The sequence below is a fragment of the Rhodanobacter sp. FW106-PBR-R2A-2-24 genome, from assembly GCF_058789615.1.
The window spans coordinates 2,837,094-2,857,992 of the sequence record NZ_JBYTBV010000002.1 but is presented as its reverse complement, the minus strand read 5'-3'; the positions used below and the strand labels follow the sequence as shown (position 1 = coordinate 2,857,992).

The window sequence follows — 20,899 nt, the reverse complement described above, 5'->3', positions numbered from 1 at the left end:
GGCGGGCGATACTCCTGCTCTGGTGCATCAAAGCAACGGCATCGTCCGCCAGCGGGCTCCTACGGGAGGGCGGTTTCAGCCCTGCGTGGCAGGGATCTCGAACACCTGCCGCAGGTAGGTCACGTAGGCCGCGTCCTCGCACATGTTCTTGCCCGGCGAATCGCTGAGCTTGGCCACCGGCTGACCGTTGCAGCGGATCATCTTGATGACGATGTTGAGCGGCACGGGACCGGTGTCGTTCGAGAGATTGGTGCCCACGCCGAAAGCGAGCAGGCAGCGGCCGCGGAAGTGCGCGTACAGCTCCATCACCCGCGGAATATCCAGGCCGTCGCTGAACACCAGCACCTTGCCGCGCGGATCGACGCGGTGGGCGAGGTAATGCGCCAGCAGGCGCTCGCCCCAGGCAAACGGATCGCCGGAGTCGTGGCGCGCGCCGTCGAACAGCTTGCAGAAGTACATGTCGAAGTCGCGCAGGAAGGCTTCCAGCCCATACACGTCGGACAGCGCGATACCGAGGTCGCCGCGGTATTCCTTCGCCCAGGCTTCCAGCGCCGCCACCTGCGAATCGCGCAGGCGCGGGCCCAACGCCTGGTGCGCCTGCAGGTATTCGTGCGCCAGCGTGCCCAGCGGGGTGAGGCCGAGCTTCCACGCGTACCAGACGTTGCTGGTGCCGGCGAGCTGGCTGCCCAGCCCGTCGCGCAACGCGAGCAGCACCTCCTCGTGCCACTCGCGCGAGAAGCGTCGGCGCGTGCCGTAATCGGCGATGCGGCAATGCTCGTAGCCGGGCGTGCCGTGCAGCAGGGCGATCTTCGCCCGCAGCCGACGCCGGCCTTCGGCCAGGTCGTGACCGGGCTGCGTGCGGCGGAAGTACACCTCGTTGACGATGGCCAGCAGCGGCACCTCGAACAGGATGGTGTGCAGCCACGGCCCCTGGATGCGGATCTCGATCTCGCCGTTGCCGGCGGCGGCCGGTTCGATCGTCACGTACTTCGCGTTGAGCTGGAACAGCCCGAGGAAATCCACGAAGTCGCTCTTGATGAAGCGCATCGCGCGCAGGTAGTCCAGCTCTTCCTCGGCAAAGCGCAGGGTGCACAAGGCCTCCAGCTCGGCGCGGATTTCCCGGATGCAGGGCACCAGGTCGATGCCCGGCGTACGGCACTTGAACCGGTACTCGACCTGCGCCGCCGGGTAGTGGTGCAGCACCACCTGCATCATCGAGAACTTGTAGAGGTCGGTATCGAGCAACGATGCGACGATCATCGGTCATCCATGGGGGCTGGCGCGCAACGCGCCGAATGGGCGATTATCCAAGATCCAACGCTTGGCGCGGGCATAAAAAAACCCCGGCAACCAGGGGAGTAGTTGCCGGGGTTCGTCAGGGCGGCGCGTCATTTAGGGGGAGAGGGGCCGCCCCCTCGACAGCGCGATGTGCTGCGCCGCCTGCTTTCGCCTCACGGCGATACATGGGCTTAGTGTAGCCGAAGTCACACAAGTTCAAGCGTGCCCCCCATCACGATTCAGTTTCCAGCCAGCCTCGGCAAGGGCGGCGACGGCATGACACGCGCCAAGGAACCGGCGCTTCGCGGATGGTCGAGGAAGAAGCGCACCATCGTCTCGCTGGCATCGAGTTGCCGGCTGGCGCGCCCCACGATGAACCTGGGCAGATACTGCGGCCCACCTGGCCAGGTATGACCACCATCCTGGATGGCATACAGCACCACGGCGCTGCCGCCACGGCAGCGCGACCACTCGCGGCGCGAGACGCGCGTAGGGTCGAGCGGGGCATGCGGCGGCAGCGCCTCGGCCTGGCCGGTGGACGCGCAGCCGTTCATGCGCGCCCAGAACGCCGTGGTGGCGTCGACCGCAAGCACCACGCCGCCCTCGCCGTGGCCACCGAAATCGGCCACCTTGCCGCCGCCATAGGGCATGACCGGATCAGCGGTGCCGTCGAATTGCAGCACGGAGATGGGCCGCGCCGGGCGACACTGATCCTGATAGTCCTGCGCAAGCGTGCCGGCCACGGCGGCGATGCCGGCGAGACGGTCGGCCAGGTCGCAGGCCAGTCGCTCGACGAAGATGCCGCCGTTGGAGATGCCGGTGGCGTAGATGCGCGACCGATCCACACTCGCGTCGCGCTCCATGGTGTCCAGGATCGCGCGCACGAAGCCCACGTCGTCCACCTTGTGCTTGATCGAGGCGCGGCCATCGTTCCAGTGCTTGTCCACCCCCTGCGGGTAGACCACGATCAGCCCCGCGCGGTCGGCGATCCCGTCCAGATGGGTGAAGCGCGGCATGCCGCGCGCGGTGCCGCCGCCACCGTGGAACACCAGCAGCAAGGGGTGCGCCGCGCCCGCGCCGCCGGGCGGCCTGTGCACCAGGTACGTGCGCGCAAGCCCGTCCACGCGCAGGGTGTAGGTCGTGTCCTCCCCGGCCCGCGCCGGCGTGAGGCCGAGCAGCGACAGCAGCAGGCAGGAGAGGGCGAAACGGATGATCGCGGGCATGCTCCGGCTTCCGTCAGTGCGCGGCAGGAGGGTCGGGTAGACGCAGCGTGGCGACGAAGCCGCCCCCCGGAGCATTAGCCAGTTCGAGCGCGCCGCCGTGCAGTTCGGCGGCACGCATGGCGATGCCGATGCCCAGGCCGGTGCCGGCCGTGCTGCGCGCGCGGTCGCCGCGCAGGAAGGGCCGCCCCAACTGCGGCAGCAGCGCAGGCGGCACGCCCAGGCCGCTGTCGGCCACGCGCACAAAGCAGCCTCGCGCATCGCGACCGACCTGCACGCGGAAAGGCGCCGCGCCATGGCGCTCGGCGTTGTCCATCAGATTGCCCAGCGCGCGGCGCAGGAGGCGCGGGCGCGCCGCGGCCAGCAGGCTTTCGGGGCCATCGGCCTGCCAGGCCTCGGGCTCGTGGCGCAAACCCAGCAACTGGCCGACCAGGGTGGCGAGGTCGATCTTCTCCAGCGCCTCGTCGCGGCCGTCGCGCACGAAGGCGAGGCACTGCTCCAGTGCGCCGTCGAGTTCTTCCAGATCCGCCACCATCGCCGCGCGGCGCTGCTCGTCGCCGGCATCACCCAGCTCCAGCGCCAGCCGCAGGCGCGCCAGCGGCGTGCGCAGGTCGTGCGAGATGCCGGCCAGCATCAGCTCGCGCTCGCGCGCGCTGCCACGCAGGCGTGCGCCGGCTTCGCGGAAGGCCTGCGCCAGGCGCTCGACCTCGCGCGGGCTGCCGTCCAGCGCCACCGGCTCGCCGCCGAGCAGGGCGCCGGCACGGGCAGCGAGCCGTTCCAGTGGGCGCGTCAGCATGCGTGCGAGCAAGGCGGCAAGCGCCAGCGCGATCAGCCCGGCAAGCACGGCGGTGCTCACCGAGGACGCCAGCAGGCGCTCACGGTTGCTGGGCTCGCGCATCACGATCCATTGCCCGGGCAACTGCTGGCTGCGTATCCATATCTGCGTGTCCGGCGTCTGCGTGAGCACCACGCGCGACGGATCGCCCAGCTCCACGCCGATGCGCCGTGCCGCGGCGCGCGCCACCGGGGCCACCCGAACGGTGGAAGGCGGCGGCGTGCCGGCGGCGAGGTGCACGCCCAGCGTTTCCAGTTGCGCCAGCGTGCGCTGGGCGTCGGCATCGTGGCGCGGCGCGAGCGCGTCGGTGGCCAGCGCGGTGGCGGTGGCGAGGCGGGCGTAGAGGTCGCTGGCCACCTGGCGGTTGATGCGCGCTGCGAACAGCGCCGACAAGCCCAACGCCATCAGCAGCGCCAACACCAGCAGCGCCAGCACCAGCGCAAAGGTGGTGGGCTTGCGTTTCACGTGGACTCCCCCGCGTCGGCCACGGCGCCGTCGGGCACGAACACGTAGCCCTTGCCCCACACCGTCTGCAGCCAGCGCGGCTGGCGCGGATCGTCCTCCACCAGGCGACGCAGGCGCGACACCATCACGTCGATGCTGCGGTCGAAGGCCTCGTGGTCGCGCCCGCGCGCCAGCGCGATCAACCGCTCGCGGCTGAGGGTTTCGTAGGGATGGCCAAGCAGGGTTGCCAGCACCGCGAATTCGCCGCTGGTGAGCCTGAGCGGCGTCTCGCCATCGAGCAGTTGCCGGCTGGCCGCATCGAAGCGGAAACGGCCGAAGCGCACCGGCCCGCGTTCGGCCTGCGGCGCGCTGGCCAGCGCACGCGGGCGCCGGCGCAGCACTGCACGGATGCGCGCCAGCAGCTCGCGCGGGTTGCAGGGCTTGGGCAGGTAGTCGTCGGCGCCGATTTCCAGCCCCACGATGCGATCCACCTCGTCGCCCTTGGCGGTGAGCATGATCACCGGCGTCTCCACCCCGCTGGCGCGCAGGCTGCGGCACAGCTCCAGGCCGTCGGCGTCGGGCAGCATCAGGTCGAGCACGATCAGGTCGGCATGGTGCGCGGCCAGTTCGCGATGCATGGCGGCGGCATGGGCGGCGCCGCGCACGCGGAAGCCCTGCTGGGCGAGATAGCGCTCCAGCAAGTCGCGCAGGCGCAGGTCGTCGTCGACAACGAGGATGTGGGGGCTGTCCATGGGGCGACTATCCCCTGCGCGCCGCCGCGCCGACAAGCGGCGGCGGGCGCCCATTGCAAGCAAATGTTTCCGGCCGGGGAATCCGCAACAAACGCTCACATTCGGGACAGACGCGGAAACACCTTGCCGCGCCGGTCGCGGGAAAGTGGCCCCACGCCGCCGCAACGACGGCGCCCTGCCATCGCCGAGGAATCCGCCATGCACCTTTCCCGCTCCATCCGTCTCGCCTCATGGGTTCTTGCCGGCACACTCGCCGCCGGTGCCGTCGTGCCGACACAGGCCGCCGACCATGGCTGGCGCAACGGCAAGGCCGGCCACGCGGCCGGTACCGTCCGCAACGGCCAGGGCGGCCTCACCCACTTCCGCGGCAGCCGCGCCAGCGGCGCCAACGGCACCGCCGCGCACGGCTCGGCCACCTCGGTGAACCCGGACGGCAGCCTCGATCACCGCAGCGGCACCAAGGTCACCGGCGCCAACGGCGGCAGCTTCAGCGGCAATAACCACTACACGCGCAACGCCGACGGCTCCGCCCAAGGCAGCTTCCAGCGCAGCGGCGCCGGCGCTGCGGGCAGCAGCTACAGCAGCAGCGGCAACTACGCGCGCAACGGCAACGGGCAGTGGAACGCCAGCCGCCAGACCACCGCCAGCGGTGCGCGCGGCAGCTACGACGGCAGCACCACGGCGTCCAACGGCACCGCCACGCACGACGGCACGATCACCGGCGCCAACGGCGACAGCTACACCAGCCAGACCAACTGGACCAAGGGCCAGGGCATCAGCCACAGCGGCAGTTGCACCGACGCCAGCGGCAACACCATCGCCTGCCGCCACTGAAGGCATCCGCCATGCCCATCGGACACGTGCGCGCGTTGTGTTTCCTGCTGGCCAGCCTGCCGCTGGCGCTGCTGGAATGGTGGTGGCGGCGCCGCGTGGCGCGGCTCGGCTACGACGGCAAGGCGGCGCTGACCTCGCTCGCCATCGGCGTGGGGCACGTGCTGAGCGCACTGCTCACCGCCGCCGCCATCGGTGCGATCTACACCATGACCTGGCGGCTGGCGCCGCACCACTGGCCGCTGCACGACTGGCGCACCTGGCTGGCCGGCTTCGTCGCGGTGGAGCTCGCCTACTACGGCTACCACCGCGCCAGCCACACGGTGCGCTGGATGTGGGCCACGCATGCGGTGCACCACACGCCCGAGGAGTTCACCCTGTTCGCGGCGATCCGGCTGGGCTGGACGCACCTGCTCTCGCTGGGCTGGCTGTTCTACCTGCCGCTGGTCGTGGCCGGTTTCGACCCGCGAATGGTCGGCGCGCTGCTGGCGCTCGACCTGCACTACCAGTTCTTCCTGCACACCGAGGCGGTGGGCCGGCTGGGGCCCCTGGAGTACGTGCTGAATACGCCGGCCCACCACCGCGTGCACCACGCCTCCAACCCGGATTACCTCGACTGCAACTACGGCGGCGTGCTGATCGTGTTCGACCGCCTGTTCGGCACGCTGCGCGAGGAGCGCGCCGACGAACCGGTGCGCTACGGACTGGCCCACCCCCTGCCCTCGCGGCGACCGGCCGCCATCGTGTTCGGCGAATGGCGACGGTTGCTGGATGCCGTACGCATGGCCCACGGGCCACGCGAAACCCTGACCACCCTGTTCGGGAGACCCTGATGAAAACCTTGCTGCTTTCCCTCGCCATCGGCGCCACGCTGGCTGCCGCCCTGCCCGCCACCACGCTGGCCGCCACCGTCCTTCCATCGGCATTGGCCGCGCCGGCGACGCACGCCGCCCCGCTGCCGCCCGGCGTGCGCGAAGTCCGCGATGTGGCCTACGGCGCGGGCCAACTGGAGCGCTTCGACGTCTACCTGCCCGCGCAAGAAGTGCACGACGCGCCGGTGATCTTCATGGTGCACGGCGGCGCCTGGGCGCACGGCGACAAGGCCGACACCAACGTGGTGCAGAACAAGGTGGCGCGCTGGGTGCCCGAGGGCTTCATCGTGGTTTCCACCGACTACCCGATGCTGCCCGAGGCGAACCCGCTGCAGCAGGCCCAGTTCATCGGCAAGGCGCTGGCCGCCGCGCAGCGCATGGCCGCAAGCTGGGGCGGCGACCGCCAGCGCTTCATCCTGATGGGCCATTCGGCGGGCGCGCACTTGGTCAGCCTGGTCAGCGCCGAACCGGCGCTGGCGCTGGATCGCGGCGCCACGCCGTGGCTGGGCACGGTGGCGCTGGACAGCGCGGCCTACAACGTCACCCGGATCATGCAAGGCCCGCACCTGCCGCTCTATGACAACGCCTTCGGCAGCGATCCCGCGTTCTGGGCCGCGGCCTCGCCCATCGTCCAGCTCGGCGGCCGCATCGCGCCGTTCTTCGCCGTGTGCTCCTCGCTGCGCCGGGAATCCTGCCCGCAGGCGCAGGCGTTCGTGGCCAAGGCCGACCTGCTGCGCTCACGCGCCAGCATGCAGCCCGAGCCGCTGACGCACGAGGAGATCAACGCCGACCTGGGCCTGTCCAATGCCTACACCGAAGCCGTGGAAGACTTCATGCGCACGCTCGATCCGGCGGTAGCGCGTCGCCTGGATCACGGCCGCATGTAACCATCCACCCTGCACCCCCGCGGAGCCCACGATGAAGCCTTGCCATGGCCCCCTCGTCCTGACCACCCTGCTCGCGCTGGCCACGCTCGTCCCGGCGCCGGCCAGCGCGCAGGCGGGCATGTTCCGCCGCCTGCTGACACAGCGCCGCGCGCAGCAACAGCCGGCGGCGCTGACCCCGATGACCACGCTGCCGGCGGGCGTGCGCGCGATCCACGACATCACCTACGGCAGCGACCCGCAGGAACGCTTCGACGTGTACCTGCCCGAGCACCCGGTGCACGACGCACCGGTGATCTTCATGGTGCACGGCGGCGGCTGGACACGCGGCGACAAGAACACCCTGCGGGTGGTGCAGAACAAGGTGGCGCGCTGGGTGCCCCGGGGTTTCATCCTGGTGTCCACCAACTACCCGATGGTGCCGCAGGCCAATCCGCTGCAGCAGGCGCAGTTCGTCGGCAAGGCGCTGGCCGCCGCGCAGCGCATGGCCGCATCCTGGGGCGGCGACCGCCAGCGCTTCATCCTGATGGGCCACTCGGCGGGCGGGCACCTGGTCAGCCTGATCAGCGCCGCGCCGTCGATCGCGCTCTCGCGCGGCGCCACGCCATGGCTGGGCTCGGTCGAGCTGGACGGCGCGGGCTACAACATCGTGGAGATCATGCAGGGGCGCCACCTGCGGCTCTACGACACCGCCTTCGGCAGCGACACGGCACTGTGGGCCGCCGCCTCGCCGTGGCAACGGCTGGACGGGCGCATCGCGCCGTTCCTCGCGGTGTGTTCCTCGCGTCGGAGCGAGTCCTGCCCGCAGGCCCAGGCCTTCGTGGCCAAGGCCACCGGCATGGGCACGCGCGCCAGCGTGCTGCCGGAGGATCTCTCGCACGAGGAGATCAACGAACAGCTCGGCCTGCCCTCGCCCTACACCGAAGCGGTGGAGGCCTTCCTGCGCAGCCTCGATCCCGCGGTGGCCAGGCGGCTCGACGGCACGCGCTGAGCGGCGCATGCGAGGATGACGGCGCGGCAGCCCGCCGCCATCCTCCGGAGCCCGCATGAAACCGCTGCTTGCCGCCTGCCTGCTCTGGCTGTGCCTGCCGCTGGCCGCCCGTGCTGCCGAGCTGCGCATCGACGCCGGGCACGGCACGCAACGCTGGAGCAGCGCGCAACTGCTGGCCCGCGCCGATGCCCACGACGTTTCCATTCCGGTCGACGTCGCCTACGGCCGAACCATGCAGTACCGCGCGGTGCCCCTGCTGGCGCTGCTGCCGGGGCTGGCGGCGGGCGAACACCTGCAGTTCGTGGCGCGCGACGGCTTCGTGGCCGAGATACCCGCCGACGTGCTGCTCAACCGGCTGGGCGCGCAGGCTTGGCTGGCGGTGGAGGACCCGGCCCGTCGCTGGCCCGCGCTGCCCGGGAAGGCCAACAGCGCCGGCCCGTTCTACCTGGTGTGGACGCAGCCGCAGGCGGCGCAGATCGGCCCCGAACAGTGGCCTTACCAGCTGGCGTCGATCCGCGCGCTCGCCAGCACGGACGCGCGCTTCCCGGTGATCGTGCCGCACGCCGACGCCGGCGCCGACGCGCGCCGCGGCTTCGATGTGTTCAAGCGCACCTGCTTCGCCTGCCACACCATGAACGGTGAAGGCGACGCGCAACTGGGGCCGGATCTCAACCTGCCCTACAACCCCACCGAGTACCTGCGCGCCGACCTGCTGCGTGGTTATATCCGCAACCCGCAGTCACTGCGGAAATGGCCCCAGGCGAAGATGCAGGGCTTCCCCACGCAGGCATCGCTGAGCGACGCCGACCTCGATGCGGTGCTGGCCTATCTGCGCTACATGGCGAAACACAAGCCGAAACCGTAGGAGCGCACTCTGTGCGCGATGGCTCTGGCATTTGCAGCTACGCCACGGGCGTTCGCGCACAAGAATGCGCTCCTACGGGGGAAGCAAGCCCTGCAACGCGGCGTCGCGGCGCGCCTTCGGCTCGCGCGCGAGTTCGCGCACCTTCGCGTAGAACGCCGGCCATTGCGCGTGGCTTGCGCGGAACAGCGCGGCGAAAGCCTGCGTCCACTGGTCGTACAGGCCGAACGGCAGCAGGCGCGCGTTGTTGATCGGCTCAGCCACCCAGGCGTCATAGCGGTGGTCGCCGGGAAAATGCGCATCGCGCCACTGCGCGTAGCGCTGGCGGAACGCGGCGATCTCGCGCTGCTTGCCCGCCTCCATTGCCTCGGTGTCCGCGCCGCTGGCATAGAGCTTTCGCAGACGCTCACGCAGATCCAGCACCAGCCTGGTGAAGCCGTCGTCCATCGCCTGCGCATGCCCGTCCACCGGCGGCAGGCCGCGCTCGGCGCGCCATTCGCGCAGGCCTTCGTCCTGCACGAAGCTGGCGAAGGATTCGTTGAACGCGGTGTCGCCCTTGGCGTAGATGAGCTGGTGGGCCAGCTCGTGGAAGATCGTGCCGGCCAGCGCGTCATCGTCCCAGCGCAGCATGCTGGAGAGGATGGGGTCGGCGAACCAGCCCAGCGTGGAATACGCGCTCACGCCGCCCACCCATACGTCGTCGCCCTTGCGGCGCAGGCGCGCCGCATCGGCCTCGGCGGCGGCCTCGGCGAACCAGCCACGGTAGGCCACGCAGCCAGCAATGGGAAAACAGTGGCGCACCGCCTCCACCGAATAGCGCGGCGCGGCGAACACGTTCCACACCACGTAGGGCCGGTGCAGCGCCACGTAACCGGTGTAGCTGCGGTTGTCCGGCAAGCCGAGCTGGCGGCTGGCGAACTCGCGCGCAGCCAGCGCCAGGGAAAGCCGCGCGGCGAGCCCGGGATCGGTTGCCGGATCGCGCAGCAGCTTGCGCACCGGCTGTCGGCGCAGCACCAGCTCGCCCTGCCCACGCGCGGCCTGCGCGTAATAGTGCACGCTGGCGCAGCCGCCCAGCAGCAAGGCCGCGAGCGCCGTCGCCGCCCGCCTCGACCATCGCCTGCCGGCGGCATGCATGCGGCGGGCCCTCAGAAGCGCGGCTGCTGCAGGGCGGCGAGAAAATGCGGCCACACCCGTGGGTTGGCCAGCAGGGTGAACACCACACCGTAGGCCGCACCCCACAGGTGCGCGCTGTGGTTGGTGCGACCCTGCCCACGCCGATCCATGACGATGGAATACACGGTGTACAGCACCGCGTAGACGATGGCCGGCATCGGCAGCACGAACACGATGATGCGCGACCACGGCGCCAAGAGAATGAAGCCGAACAGCACCGCCGACACCGCGCCCGAGGCGCCGAGGCTGCGGTAGCCCGCGTCACCCCGATGCTTGAGGTACGTCGGCAGGATCGAGGCCACCAGCGCGCCCAGGTAGAACAGTGCGAAGCCCCACGGGCCCAGCATCGCGGTGTAGAAGCCCTCCATCGCGCGACCGAAGAAGAACAGCGTGACCATGTTGAACAGCAGGTGGTTGAAGTCCGCGTGCACCAGGCCGTAGGTCACCAGCCGGTAATACTCGTACCCGCGGCTGATCGCCGGTGGCCACAGCAGCAGTCCATCCAGCAGCCCGGCGCGTTTGAACGCGAGCAACGACACCACGCAGGTGAGCGCGAGCAGGATGAAGGTGGTCGGCGTATCGACGAGGGGCATGGGCGGAAAACGGCAACCGGCAAGTCCATCATCTTGGCGGCGGCGCCCCGGCTTGTCGACCCGCCGCGCCGGGCGCCCGTGCCGCACGCGGCATATCCATATGCCCGCGCACGCAAGGACGCCGCCGCGCCGCACTCGCTATCATGCGCGACCCTGCCCCGTTCGATCTGCGCCATGAGCCGCTTGCGTTACCTGCATCTGGACGTCTTCGCCGCCAGCCACGGCGGCGGCAACCACCTGGGCGTGGTGGTCGGCGCCCACGACTGGACGCCGGCGGCCATGCAGCGCTTCGCGCGCTGGACGAACCTGGTGGAAACCACCTTCCTGCTGCCGCCCACCGACCCCGCGGCCAGCTACCGCGTGCGCATCTTCACCCCGCACAAGGAAATTCCCTTCGCCGGCCACCCCAGCGTGGGCAGTGCGCATGCGGCGCTCGCGTGCGAGCTGGCGCGCCCGGTCGCTGGCCTGCTATGGCAGGAATGCGGCGCCGGCACGCTGCCGATCCGGGTGGAGGGCGATGGCGCAGAGCGCCGCCTGTTGCTGCAATCGCCCGGCGAACGCGTGCTGCATACCGGCGTCGGCGCCCATCCGCTGCTCGCCGCCGCGCTGGGCGGTATCCGCCTCGGCGCCCTGCCGCCCGCCCTGGTGGATGGCGGCCGCCGCTGGTGGTTGGCCGAGGTGGAGAGCGAGGCCGCGCTGCGTGCCTGGCAACCCGACCACAGCGCCATCGGCGCGCTGGCCCAGGCCAGCCAGGGCATGGGCCTGTGCGCCTTCGCGCGCGCCCGACGGAAGCCCGTTGCGGGCAGCGCGCAGGCCGATTACCAGTTGGTGGTGCGCGCCTTCCCCGCCGGCGTGGGCATCGTCGAAGACCCCGCCTCCGGCGCCGCCAATGGCCTGCTCGCTGCGTACATCGCGCAGGCCGAGCCGCACGGCCCGCTGGCGCGCGGCTACACCGTGAGCCAGGGTCGCGAGATGGGCCACGACGCCCAGCTCGTCGCCCGCGTCGTGGATGGCGCGGTATGGATCGGCGGGCGCACCCATACCATCATCGACAGCCCGCTGCACTGGCGCGATGCATGAGCGAGCCCGCACAAATCCTGGTGGACGCCGACGCCTGCCCGGTGGCGATCAAGGACATCCTGTTCCGCGCCGCCGACCGCGCGCAGGTGATGGTGACCCTGGTGGCGAACCAGTACCTGCGCACGCCGCCTTCGCGTTACGTGCGCGCCGTGCAAGTGCCCGGCGGCTTCGACGTGGCCGACCACGAGATCGTGCGCCGCGTGGCGGCGGGCGACCTGGTGGTGACGCAGGACATTCCGCTGGCCGCACTGGTGATCGAACAAGGCGCGCTGGCGCTCGACCCACGCGGCGAACTGCACACGGCCGACACCATCGCCCAGCGCCTCACCCTGCGCAATTTCATGGACGAATTGCGCGGCAGCGGCGTGGACACCGGCGGCCACGCGCCCTTCCACGCGCGCGACCAGCAGGCCTTCGCCAACCAGCTCGACCGCTGGCTGCAGCAACGCCCGCGCCACGGCGACGCCTGACGCGGGCAAGCGTCTTCAAAACCGGCTGTACGACCACGACTGCATGCGACCGTCCCGGTACGGCATCACGCCGTGGAAGGGACGTGGATCGTCGTCGAACACCAGCGGCAGGAAGTGGCGGTCACCCTCCCACATCGGCAGCTCCATCAGCCGTTCGCGCGCCACCCAGCGCAGCGTGCCCTCGGGATTGCGCTCCAGCGGCATGCCTTCGTAGCGCTCGATCAGGAAGATGAAGCCCAGCCAGTCCTCGCCCTGCTTGCCGAAGCCCGGCCAGTTCAGCGTGCCGCGCAACTGCATGGACGTGCACGCGATGCCGGCTTCCTCGCGGATCTCGCGGCGCATGCACCCGGCGATGTCCTCGCCCGGTTCCATCTTGCCGCCCAGGCCGTTGTACTTGCCCAGGTGCTGGTCGTCGGGCCGTGCGTTGCGGTGGATCATCAGCACCTGCGAACGATCCGGCGAAAGCACGTAGCCGAGCGTGGCAAGGATGGGCGTGTAAGGCATGATGGGGTGCCCGCAAAGCGAGCATTGTAGCGACAGCCTGCCACACCCGCGGCGCACTTGATCGCGCGGCGGCAGGCGGCGACCATCACCGCATGCGCATCACGCCCACTCCCCTCCCCCGGTACCACTGGCTGGCCCTGCTGACGCTGCTCGTCGCCACCGGTTGCTCCGCCGGCGAGCACGCGCCCGCCAGCCGCGAGCTGAGCGTGGACGGCCTCGCCTACCGCGTGGTGACGATCGACCTCAAGCGCGCCCCGCTCAGCCTGCACTGGCGCGACCCGACCAGCGGCGCGGCCTACGGCGACATCGAGACGCTGCGCCAGTGGGGCGAGGCGCATGGCCGGCGCCTGCTGTTCGCCGCCAACGCCGGCATCTACGACCACCGGAACGCGCCACTGGGCCTGTACGTGGAAAACGGCAAGACCCTGGTGCCGCTGAACCTCGCGCACGGCAATCCGGCCTCCGGCAACTTCTCGCTGCTGCCCAACGGCGTGTTCGCCATCGACGCCGACGGCCGCGCCGCCGTGCGCACCAGCGCCGAGTTCAAGGCCATTGGCAAGCCGGTGCGCTGGGCCACCCAGTCCGGGCCGATGCTGGTGATCGCCGGCCAGCTCAACCCGCAGTTCGAGGACGGTTCGGGCAGCCTGAAATGGCGCAGCGGCGTGTGCGCGAAGACGCCGACCGAAGTGATCTTCGCGGTGAGCGAGGTGCCAGTGAACTTCCACGATTTCGCCCGGCTGTTCCGCGACACGCTCGGCTGCCGCGACGCGCTGTATCTCGACGGCAGCATCTCGCAGTTCTACGTCGACGGCGCGGGCTACGCCGGCGCGCCGGCCTTCATGGTCAAGCCCTACGCCGGCATCTTCGCCGTGTTCGGCGCGCCATGAGGATGCCGCGCCGCAGACGCCGCCTGCGCGCGGCGCTGCTTGCCGCACTGGCGCACGCGGCTTGCCGATTCGACGCCGGCCGCAAGTCGCCAAGCCGCGACCCGATGCGCGACGCAGCTAAGCGGGAACCGTGATCCACATGCCAGGCTGCGCCAGCGTCGTTGGCGCGCCATAGCGTTCGCGCAGTTCGGCGGCCAGCGCCTCGCGCGCGGGGTTCTCGCCATGCACCAGCACCACCGGCGGGCGGTTCGGGCTGGCGCCGTACCAGTCGAGCAGGCCGCGCTGGTCGGCATGCGCGGAGAGCCCGCCCACCGTGTGGATTTGCGCGCGCACCGCGACGTCCGCGCCGAACAGGCGCACCCGCGGCACGCGGTTGACCAGCAGGCGCCCCAGCGTGCCGGCGGCCTGGTAGCCCACGAAGATCACGTGGTTGCGCTCGCGCGCAAGGTTGTTGGCAAGGTGATAGCGCACGCGGCCACCGTTGGCCATGCCGGAGCCAGCGATGATGATGGCACCGGCATGGATGCGGTTGATCGCACGGCTTTCGTCCACGCTGATGCACACGCGCAGGTTGGGCAAGGCGAACGGCGAGCGACGCGAGCGCCACTGCTTGCTGGCGGCGACGTCGAACAGCTCCTCGTGCCTGGCATAGACGGCCATCACCTTGGCTGCCATCGGGCTGTCCAGGAAAATCGTCCAGGCCTTGAGCCCCCAGTCGTCCCAATGCCGCGCGAGCCAGTACAACAGCTCCTGGCTGCGCCCCACCGCGAAGGCGGGGATGACCACGTTGCCGCCATCCGCGCGCGCGTGTTCGAAGATGCCGCCCAGCTCAGCCACGGTGGCGGCGCGTTCCTTGTGGTTGCGATCGCCGTAGGTGGATTCCAGCAGCAGCAAGTCGGCGCGCGGCGGCGGCGCGGGATCGCGCAGGATCGGCTTGCCGCGCATGCCGAGGTCGCCGGAGAACAGCAACGTGCGGCCTTCGGCGGCAAGCGCCACCGTGGCCGAACCCAGGATATGGCCGGCTTCGTTGAGGGTGATCGTCACGCCCGGCAGGATCTCGCGCGGTGTCGCATACGGCAGCGCCCGCAGTTGTCCCCCCAGCGCCGCCACGTCGGCGGCGGTGTAGAGCGGCTCCACCTCGGGCTTGCGCGGCTCGCGCGCGCGGTTCTCGCGCTCGGCGCTGCGCGCGGCGAGCGAGGCGGCATCCTGCAGCATGACCGGCAGCAGGTCGACGGTGGCGGTCTGCGCGAAGATCGGCCCCCGGAACCCGCGCTTGACCAGCAGCGGCACGCGGCCGATGTGGTCGATGTGCGCGTGGCTGAGCACCAGCGCGTCGATGCTCGCGGGGTCGAAGCCGAACGGCTCGGCATTGCGCGCCTCCGCCTCGCGGCCGCCCTGCAGCATGCCGCAGTCGAGCAGGATGCGCTGGCCGGCCGCTTCGACCAGATGGCAGGAGCCGGTGACTTCGCCGCCCGCCGCGCCGTGACATTCGATCCGCATGGCCTGCTCCCGTGGTGGTGGTTTCAATCCTTCAGCATCTGCCGGCAGATGGCCTGGTACAGATCCGGCAAGCGCTCCAGCTCGGCCACGTCCACGCATTCGTCCACCTGGTGGATGCTGGCGTTGACCGGCCCCAGCTCCACCACCTCGGCGCCCAGCGGCGCGATGAAGCGGCCGTCCGAGGTGCCACCGCCGGTGCTTTGCGCGGGCTCGACACCGCACAGCTCGCGGCACACGTCCACCACCACCTCGCGCAGGCGGCCGCCCGGCGGGGTGAGGAAGGGTTCGCCGGAGAGGTTCCAGTCCAACTCAAAATCCAGACCGTGCCGGCGCAGGATGACCTCGGTGCGCGTACGCAGGTCGTCGGCGCGACTGGCGGTGCAGTAGCGGAAGTTGATGAGTGCGGTGAGCTCGCCGGGAATCACGTTGTTGGCGCCAGTCCCGGCGTTGAGGTTGGACACCTGGAACGAGGTAGGCGGGAAATCCGCGTTGCCTTCGTCCCAGCGTTCGGCGGCCAGTTCGGCCAGCGCGGGCGCGAAGGCGTGGATCGGGTTCAGCGCCTTCTCGGGATAGGCCACGTGGCCCTGCACGCCGCGCACCGTGAGCGTGCCCGAGAGCGAGCCGCGCCGGCCCACGCGGATCAGGTCGCCCAGCCTTTCCTTCGACGACGGCTCGCCCACCACGCACCAGTCGATGCGCTCGTCGCGCGCACGGAACACCTCGGCCACCTTGCGCACGCCGTCGAGGTTGGTCGGGCCTTCCTCGTCGCTGGTGAGCAGCAGCGCCACGCGACCGGGATGATCGGGATGCGCCGCCACGAAGCGCTCCAGCGCCACCACCATCGCCGCCACCGCGCCCTTCATGTCGGCGGCGCCGCGACCGTACAACTTGCCATCGCGGATGGCGGGCTCGAACGGCGGGCTCCGCCAGCGCTCTTCCGGCCCGCTGGGCACCACGTCGGTGTGGCCGAGGAAGGCCAGCGTGGGGCCACCCGCGCCATGCACGGCCCAGAGGTTGTCCACTTCACCGTGGCGCTGGTGCTCGATGCGGAAGCCCGCGCGCTGCAGGCGCGCAGCCAGCAACGCCTGGCAGCCGGCGTCCGCCGGCGTCACCGAACGGCGGCGGATCAGGTCGATGGCAAGGTCGAGGACGTCGGACATGGCGGGCTCATGCGCGGGGACGCCCGCAGCATACTCAACCCGCCAGCGTCACGCCCAGGATGCGCCCCACGCTGTAGGTGATCGCCGCCGCCGCGAGCGTGATGGCGAACTGGCGCACGATGGAGAAGGTCAGGCCGCGCCCGGTGAACAGCGCGGTACCCACGCCGATCAGCGCCAGCCCCACCGCCGTGGTGCCCATGCTGGCCCACAGCGCGTGGCGCCCACCGGTGAAGAAGTACGGCGCCACCGGAAACAGCGCGCCGCAGGCGAACAGGCAGAACGAGGAGATCGCCGCGTTCCACGCCGAACCGCCCAGTTCGGCCGGATCCACGCCCAGTTCCTCGCGCACCAGCATGTCCAGCGCCGCGCGCGGTGCCTCGGCCACGTGCCCGGCGAGGTGGGTGGCCGCCGCCGGCTCGAAGCCTTTTTCCCGGTAGATGGCGGCGATGCTGGCCTGGCTATCTTCCGGCGCGGCGGCGAGGCGTTCGGCGCGCTCGGTGATCTGCGCCTGGTAGAACTCGCGCGAGCTGTTCACGCTGAGCCATTCGCCCAGCGCCATCGAGCAGGCGCCGGCCACCAGCCCGGCCAGGCCGGCCAGCAGCACCGCGCGGTCGCCAGTGGCGGCGCCGGCCATGCCCATCACCAGCGAGACGTTGGACACCAGGCCGTCGTTGGCGCCCAGCACCGCCGCGCGCAAGGTGTTGCCACTCTGCACACCGTGCCGGCGAACCTCCGCCATGGGCGCCGGCGTGGCGACGAAATGGTCGCGGTGGCCGCTGCGATCCACCGGCGTGGCGAGGTGGTCGGCGTGCTCGCGGCGCACCACGGTGGGCATCACGAACTCGGTGCCGAAGCGCCGCGCGAACCAGACCAGCACACGCACGCGCGCTCCCGTGTGCGGCGGCGGCACGGCCTCGCCCAGCGCGCGCAGGCGTTCCTCCCAGAACGCCGCGTTGGCCGCCTCGCCCTCGGCGATGCGCCGGTAGGCCTGCGCCAGCCGCGCGTCGTCGGCCAGCACGGCGAGACGCGCGTACAGCTCGGCATTGTCGCGTTCGATGCGCAGGTTGGCGCGGTAATGTCGCGTGCGTGGATCGCCCATGTGGGCTCCGGCAGTGCAGGGATGGCAGCGCCCATGATGCCCGCCTGGCGCGGCGCGGCGTTAAAGCGTTCCCATTATCGGCCGACAGCCGCTGCCCAGGCGTATGCTTGCCGGGGGCTGCCGGCATGCGCGCAGCCATCGGGAGCGGTCACCAAGGGGACTGCATTGGGCCAACAGGACGACACCCGAGGGGTAACGGGCACGCGCCGCCTGCTGGCGCTCGTCGCCTGCGCCCTGCTGCCGCTGGTGACCGCCGCCATGCCCGCCGTCCCCATGCCCGCACCCGCACTCGATGCCGCCACGATCACGGCGGGCCTGCCCTTCATCCAGAATTTCAGTCCCACCGACTATCGCGGCGCCGCGCAGAACTGGGCCATCGCGCAGGATCGCAACGGCCTGATCTACGTGGGCAACGTGGAGAGCGGCGTCCTGGTGTTCGACGGCGCGCGCTGGCGGCGCATTCCGGTGCCCAACCATGCCGCCGTGCGCGCCTTGGCGCTGGGCAGCGATGGCCGCATCTACGTGGGCACGGTGGGCGACCTCGGTTACCTGCGGCGCGAACCCGACGGCCAGCTCGCCTACGTCTCGCTGCTGGACGCGATTCCGCCGACGGAGCGCGATTTTGCCGACGTGTGGAGCATCCACCCCACGCGCGGGGGCGTGTACTTCACCACGATCGACCATGTGTTCTTCTACGCGCACGGCACGATGCGCGTCTGGAAACCCGCCACCCGCTTCCACCTCAGCTTCCTCGTCGACGATACGCTGTACATCCGCGAAGTCGGTCGCGGCCTGCTGCAGATGGTGGGCGGCGAGCTGCAGCTCCTGCCCGGCACCGAGCGCTTTGCCGACGAAAAGATCTACGTGCTGCTGCCCTGGCGCGGCCCCGGCGCCCAGCCCGGCGACCTGCTGCTGGGCACACGCCAGCGGGGCTGGTACCTCTGGCACGCCGGCACGCTGCAGCCCTGGAACAACGCCGCCACGGCGCAGATCCAGCCATACGCGTTGTACGCCGCACGCTGGCTGGACGACGGCCGGCTCGCCGTGGCCACCCTGCGTGGTGGCCTGTTCCTGCTCGACGCCCAAGGCCGCCTGCTGCGCCACCTGAGCCACGCCAACGGCCTGCGCAGCGACATGCTGCTGGGCCTCCTGCAAGGCCGCCAGGGCGGGTTGTGGCTGGCCACCAGCAACGGCGTCGCGCGCATCGGCGTGGATGCGCCACTCACCGTGTTCGATGCCCGCACCGGCCTGCGCGGCGAGGTGCAGGCCTTGCATCGCTACGCCGACGCGCTGTACGTCGGCACCACCGAAGGCCTGTTTCGCCTGCACGCGGGGGTCGATGCCGACTTCGAGGAAATACCCCAGGCGCCCGGCGAGAACTGGGATCTCGCCGTCGTCGACGACGATCTGCTGGTTGCCGGCGACGAAGGCGTGATGGTGTTGCACGACAACCCGGCGCAGCACTTCCCCGACGCCACCCGCGCCGTCAGCGGCAAGCAGCTCGCGCTCGCCCTGCAGCCCTCCCGACTCGACCCCAGCCGCGTCTTCGTGGGCTATGCCGACGGTCTGGGCAGCCTGCGCCACACCCCCGGCGGCTGGATCGACGAAGGCCGCCTCGCCGGTATCCACGAGGAAATCCGCGCCATCGAGCAGGACGCCGACGGCCAGCTGTGGCTGAGCCCCTGGATCGGCGGGCTGATCCGCCTGCGCCTGCCGCCGCGCTGGCACGGCCCGCAGGACACCGCCGCCAGGCCGGCACTGGTGCGCTACGGCATCGCCGCCGGCCTGCCCGAAGGCCTGATCCAGGTCACCCGCATCGACGACCAGATCCGCTTCATCACCAGCCGCGGTATCTACCGCTTCGACGCAGTCAGCGACCGCTTCTCGCCCGACCCCGGCGCCCGCGGCATGCTGCCCAGCAGCGACCAGCCGGTGGACAGCCTGTACCAGGATCACCACGGTACGATCTGGGCCACGGTGGCCGACCGCGAAGGCGCCCGCCAGACCGGGTTGGCCGTGCGCCACCGTGGCGCCTGGCAGTGGAGCAGCACGCCCTTGCAGCCGCTGGCCGGCACCGGCGCGAACGCCTTCCTCGACGATACTCAGGGCGACCTGTGGCTGGGCACCGACAACGGCCTGTACCGCTACCGCCACGCCACGCCGGCCGCGACCGCGGCCACGCGTGCACCGTTCCACACACTGCTGCGGCTGGTCGGCGTGCAGGGCGGCGACGCCTGGTACAACGGCCAGCTGCCACCAAACGGGCTGCGCCTGCCGCACGACCACAACGCCATCCGCTTCGAGTTCGCCGCCGCCAGCTACACCGACCCCGCGCAGACCCGCTACACCGTCTGGCTGCAGGGGTTGGACGACGGCTGGTCGCCATGGAGCGGCGACGCCTACCGCGACTACACCAGCCTGCCCGCCGGCCACTACCGTTTCCATGTGCGCGCCCGCGACGTATACGGCCAGGAGGGCCGCGAGGCCACGTTCGACTTCCGCATCCTGCCGCCGTGGTACTTCACCGCCTGGGCCTGGCTGCTCTGGATCGCGGCCGGCGTGCTGGCGTTGTGGCTGCTGCTGCGCTGGCGCTCGGCTGCGCTCCGGCGACGCAACCAGGCGCTGGCCGCGCTGGTGGCGCTGCGCACCGACGAGCTGGCGCAGGCCAACCAGGCGCTGCAGGAAGCCAACGCGGCGCTGGCCCAGCAGGCCGTCACCGACCCGCTTACCGGGCTCAAGAACCGCCGCTACCTCAAGCAGAGCATCGAAAGGGAACTCGACGGCAGCGCGCAGCTGGTGCTGCTGATGGTGGACATCGACCACTTCAAGCGCGTCAACGACGAGCACGGCCATGCCGCCGGCGACCTGGTGCTGCAGCAGTTGCGCGACATCCTGCTCGCCACCACGCGCGAATCGGACATTCCGATCCGCCGCGGCGGCGAGGAGTTCCTGGTGGTGGCGCGCAGCGTCGCGCCCGAGGCCGCCGCGCAGTTCGCCGAACGCCTGCGCGCCACGGTAGCCGCGCACGTCTTCGACCTCGGCGAGGGCCGCCACCTGCGCATCACCTGTTCGATCGGTTTTGCCTGCTACCCGTTCTACCTCGATGCGCCGGAGCGACTGGGTTGGGAGCAGGTGGTGAACCTTGCCGACATGTGCCTGTACGCCGCCAAGCGCGGCGGCCGCGACGCCTGGATGGGCATTGCGCCGATGCGCGCGCCGCTGGCCGGCGATACGGCGGAAACCCTGCGCAGCACGCTGGACCGCCATCCGGCGCCCGGCCCGCTGCCGCTGCTCTGCTCGTGGTCGCGGGAGGCCTGATGCGCCTCAGGGCGGGTGAAGCAGGGCGCTTCCTGCGGAAGGTTTCATCGGTGCGCCTGATCCATGTCCGGACTCACCTCAGTGAAGCAGCCGCTTGCGCGACTGTTTCACATCCGGCCATGCGTGGCCGGGCTTCGCGCCTGAAA

The 20,899-nt window shown here is 70.8% G+C and carries 19 protein-coding genes and 1 pseudogene; 9 read left to right on the top strand and 11 right to left on the bottom strand.

Going from position 1 to position 20,899, the window contains the following annotated elements:
- Positions 1-75 precede the first annotated feature (75 nt).
- The 4 genes from pncB to ompR form a co-directional block, all read right to left on the bottom strand.
- Positions 76-1,260, bottom strand: coding sequence for a nicotinate phosphoribosyltransferase (gene pncB / locus AC3WQA_RS14130; RefSeq protein ID WP_492675679.1), 1,185 nt, complete (start codon positions 1,258-1,260; stop codon positions 76-78).
- 257 nt (positions 1,261-1,517) lie between these two features.
- Positions 1,518-2,501 (bottom strand): extracellular catalytic domain type 1 short-chain-length polyhydroxyalkanoate depolymerase, encoded by a 984-nt coding sequence (locus AC3WQA_RS14125; protein ID WP_492675678.1) that lies wholly within the window; start codon positions 2,499-2,501, stop codon positions 1,518-1,520.
- Positions 2,502-2,514: 13 nt separating this feature from the next.
- On the bottom strand, positions 2,515-3,798 hold the full coding sequence (locus AC3WQA_RS14120) for an ATP-binding protein (RefSeq protein ID WP_492675677.1): 1,284 nt from the start codon (positions 3,796-3,798) through the stop codon (positions 2,515-2,517).
- Positions 3,795-4,529: an osmolarity response regulator transcription factor OmpR gene (gene ompR, locus AC3WQA_RS14115; protein WP_492675676.1), complete on the bottom strand. Its 735-nt coding sequence runs from the start codon at positions 4,527-4,529 to the stop codon at positions 3,795-3,797. The genes AC3WQA_RS14120 and ompR overlap by 4 nt, the downstream gene beginning before the upstream one ends.
- Before the next feature lie 198 nt (positions 4,530-4,727).
- On the opposite strand from ompR, the gene AC3WQA_RS14110 reads away from it, so the two are divergent.
- The 5 genes from AC3WQA_RS14110 to AC3WQA_RS14090 are packed head-to-tail and all read left to right on the top strand — an operon-like array spanning position 4,728 to position 8,972.
- A complete protein-coding gene (locus AC3WQA_RS14110; protein WP_492675675.1) occupies positions 4,728-5,363 on the top strand; it encodes a hypothetical protein in 636 nt (211 codons plus the stop codon).
- 11 nt (positions 5,364-5,374) lie between these two features.
- Positions 5,375-6,193, top strand: coding sequence for a sterol desaturase family protein (locus AC3WQA_RS14105; protein WP_492675674.1), 819 nt, complete (start codon positions 5,375-5,377; stop codon positions 6,191-6,193).
- Positions 6,193-7,119 carry an alpha/beta hydrolase gene (locus tag AC3WQA_RS14100; protein ID WP_492675673.1) on the top strand — a complete coding sequence of 309 codons (927 nt, stop codon included), beginning with the start codon at positions 6,193-6,195 and terminating at the stop codon, positions 7,117-7,119. Before AC3WQA_RS14105 ends, AC3WQA_RS14100 begins: the two co-directional genes overlap by 1 nt.
- Before the next feature lie 31 nt (positions 7,120-7,150).
- Positions 7,151-8,107, top strand: coding sequence for an alpha/beta hydrolase (locus AC3WQA_RS14095; RefSeq protein ID WP_492675672.1), 957 nt, complete (start codon positions 7,151-7,153; stop codon positions 8,105-8,107).
- 55 nt (positions 8,108-8,162) lie between these two features.
- Entirely contained in the window at positions 8,163-8,972 is an 810-nt protein-coding gene (locus tag AC3WQA_RS14090) for a cytochrome c (protein ID WP_492675671.1), read from the top strand.
- Between the two features lie 72 nt (positions 8,973-9,044).
- On the opposite strand, the gene AC3WQA_RS14085 is transcribed toward AC3WQA_RS14090, so the two are convergent.
- A complete protein-coding gene (locus tag AC3WQA_RS14085) occupies positions 9,045-10,103 on the bottom strand; it encodes an aminopeptidase (RefSeq protein ID WP_492675670.1) in 1,059 nt (352 codons plus the stop codon).
- An 11-nt stretch (positions 10,104-10,114) separates the two neighbouring features.
- The gene (locus tag AC3WQA_RS14080; protein ID WP_492675669.1) at positions 10,115-10,735 is read right to left on the bottom strand and encodes a rhomboid family intramembrane serine protease; all 621 of its coding nucleotides are present in this window, start codon (positions 10,733-10,735) and stop codon (positions 10,115-10,117) included.
- A 174-nt stretch (positions 10,736-10,909) separates the two neighbouring features.
- Between AC3WQA_RS14080 and AC3WQA_RS14075 the strand changes: the two genes are divergently transcribed.
- On the top strand, positions 10,910-11,815 hold the full coding sequence (locus tag AC3WQA_RS14075; protein WP_492675668.1) for a PhzF family phenazine biosynthesis protein: 906 nt from the start codon (positions 10,910-10,912) through the stop codon (positions 11,813-11,815).
- Positions 11,812-12,285 carry a YaiI/YqxD family protein gene (locus AC3WQA_RS14070; RefSeq protein ID WP_492675667.1) on the top strand — a complete coding sequence of 158 codons (474 nt, stop codon included), beginning with the start codon at positions 11,812-11,814 and terminating at the stop codon, positions 12,283-12,285. Before AC3WQA_RS14075 ends, AC3WQA_RS14070 begins: the two co-directional genes overlap by 4 nt.
- Positions 12,286-12,300: 15 nt before the next feature.
- Here AC3WQA_RS14070 and AC3WQA_RS14065 read toward each other — a convergent pair whose 3' ends face one another.
- Positions 12,301-12,789 (bottom strand): NUDIX hydrolase, encoded by a 489-nt coding sequence (locus tag AC3WQA_RS14065; RefSeq protein WP_492675666.1) that lies wholly within the window; start codon positions 12,787-12,789, stop codon positions 12,301-12,303.
- Positions 12,790-12,881: 92 nt separating this feature from the next.
- On the opposite strand from AC3WQA_RS14065, the gene AC3WQA_RS14060 reads away from it, so the two are divergent.
- Positions 12,882-13,676 carry a phosphodiester glycosidase family protein gene (locus AC3WQA_RS14060; RefSeq protein WP_492675665.1) on the top strand — a complete coding sequence of 265 codons (795 nt, stop codon included), beginning with the start codon at positions 12,882-12,884 and terminating at the stop codon, positions 13,674-13,676.
- A 117-nt stretch (positions 13,677-13,793) separates the two neighbouring features.
- Here the strand turns inward: AC3WQA_RS14060 and AC3WQA_RS14055 are convergent, their stop codons facing one another.
- The 4 genes and pseudogenes from AC3WQA_RS14055 to AC3WQA_RS14040 all read right to left on the bottom strand — a co-directional run bounded on the left by AC3WQA_RS14055 (position 13,794) and on the right by AC3WQA_RS14040 (position 17,435).
- Positions 13,794-14,441, bottom strand: coding sequence for an MBL fold metallo-hydrolase RNA specificity domain-containing protein (locus AC3WQA_RS14055; RefSeq protein ID WP_492676368.1), 648 nt, complete (start codon positions 14,439-14,441; stop codon positions 13,794-13,796).
- 99 nt (positions 14,442-14,540) lie between these two features.
- A pseudogene (locus tag AC3WQA_RS14050) lies at positions 14,541-15,176 on the bottom strand (MBL fold metallo-hydrolase); the annotation flags it as partial.
- A gap of 23 nt (positions 15,177-15,199) precedes the next feature.
- A complete protein-coding gene (dapE, locus tag AC3WQA_RS14045; RefSeq protein ID WP_492675664.1) occupies positions 15,200-16,336 on the bottom strand; it encodes a succinyl-diaminopimelate desuccinylase in 1,137 nt (378 codons plus the stop codon).
- A gap of 34 nt (positions 16,337-16,370) precedes the next feature.
- Positions 16,371-17,435: a VIT1/CCC1 transporter family protein gene (locus AC3WQA_RS14040; protein ID WP_492675663.1), complete on the bottom strand. Its 1,065-nt coding sequence runs from the start codon at positions 17,433-17,435 to the stop codon at positions 16,371-16,373.
- 165 nt (positions 17,436-17,600) lie between these two features.
- Here AC3WQA_RS14040 and AC3WQA_RS14035 point away from each other — a divergent pair, with 165 nt between their 5' ends.
- Positions 17,601-20,753 (top strand): ligand-binding sensor domain-containing diguanylate cyclase, encoded by a 3,153-nt coding sequence (locus AC3WQA_RS14035; RefSeq protein WP_492675662.1) that lies wholly within the window; start codon positions 17,601-17,603, stop codon positions 20,751-20,753.
- Positions 20,754-20,899: the final 146 nt, after the last annotated feature.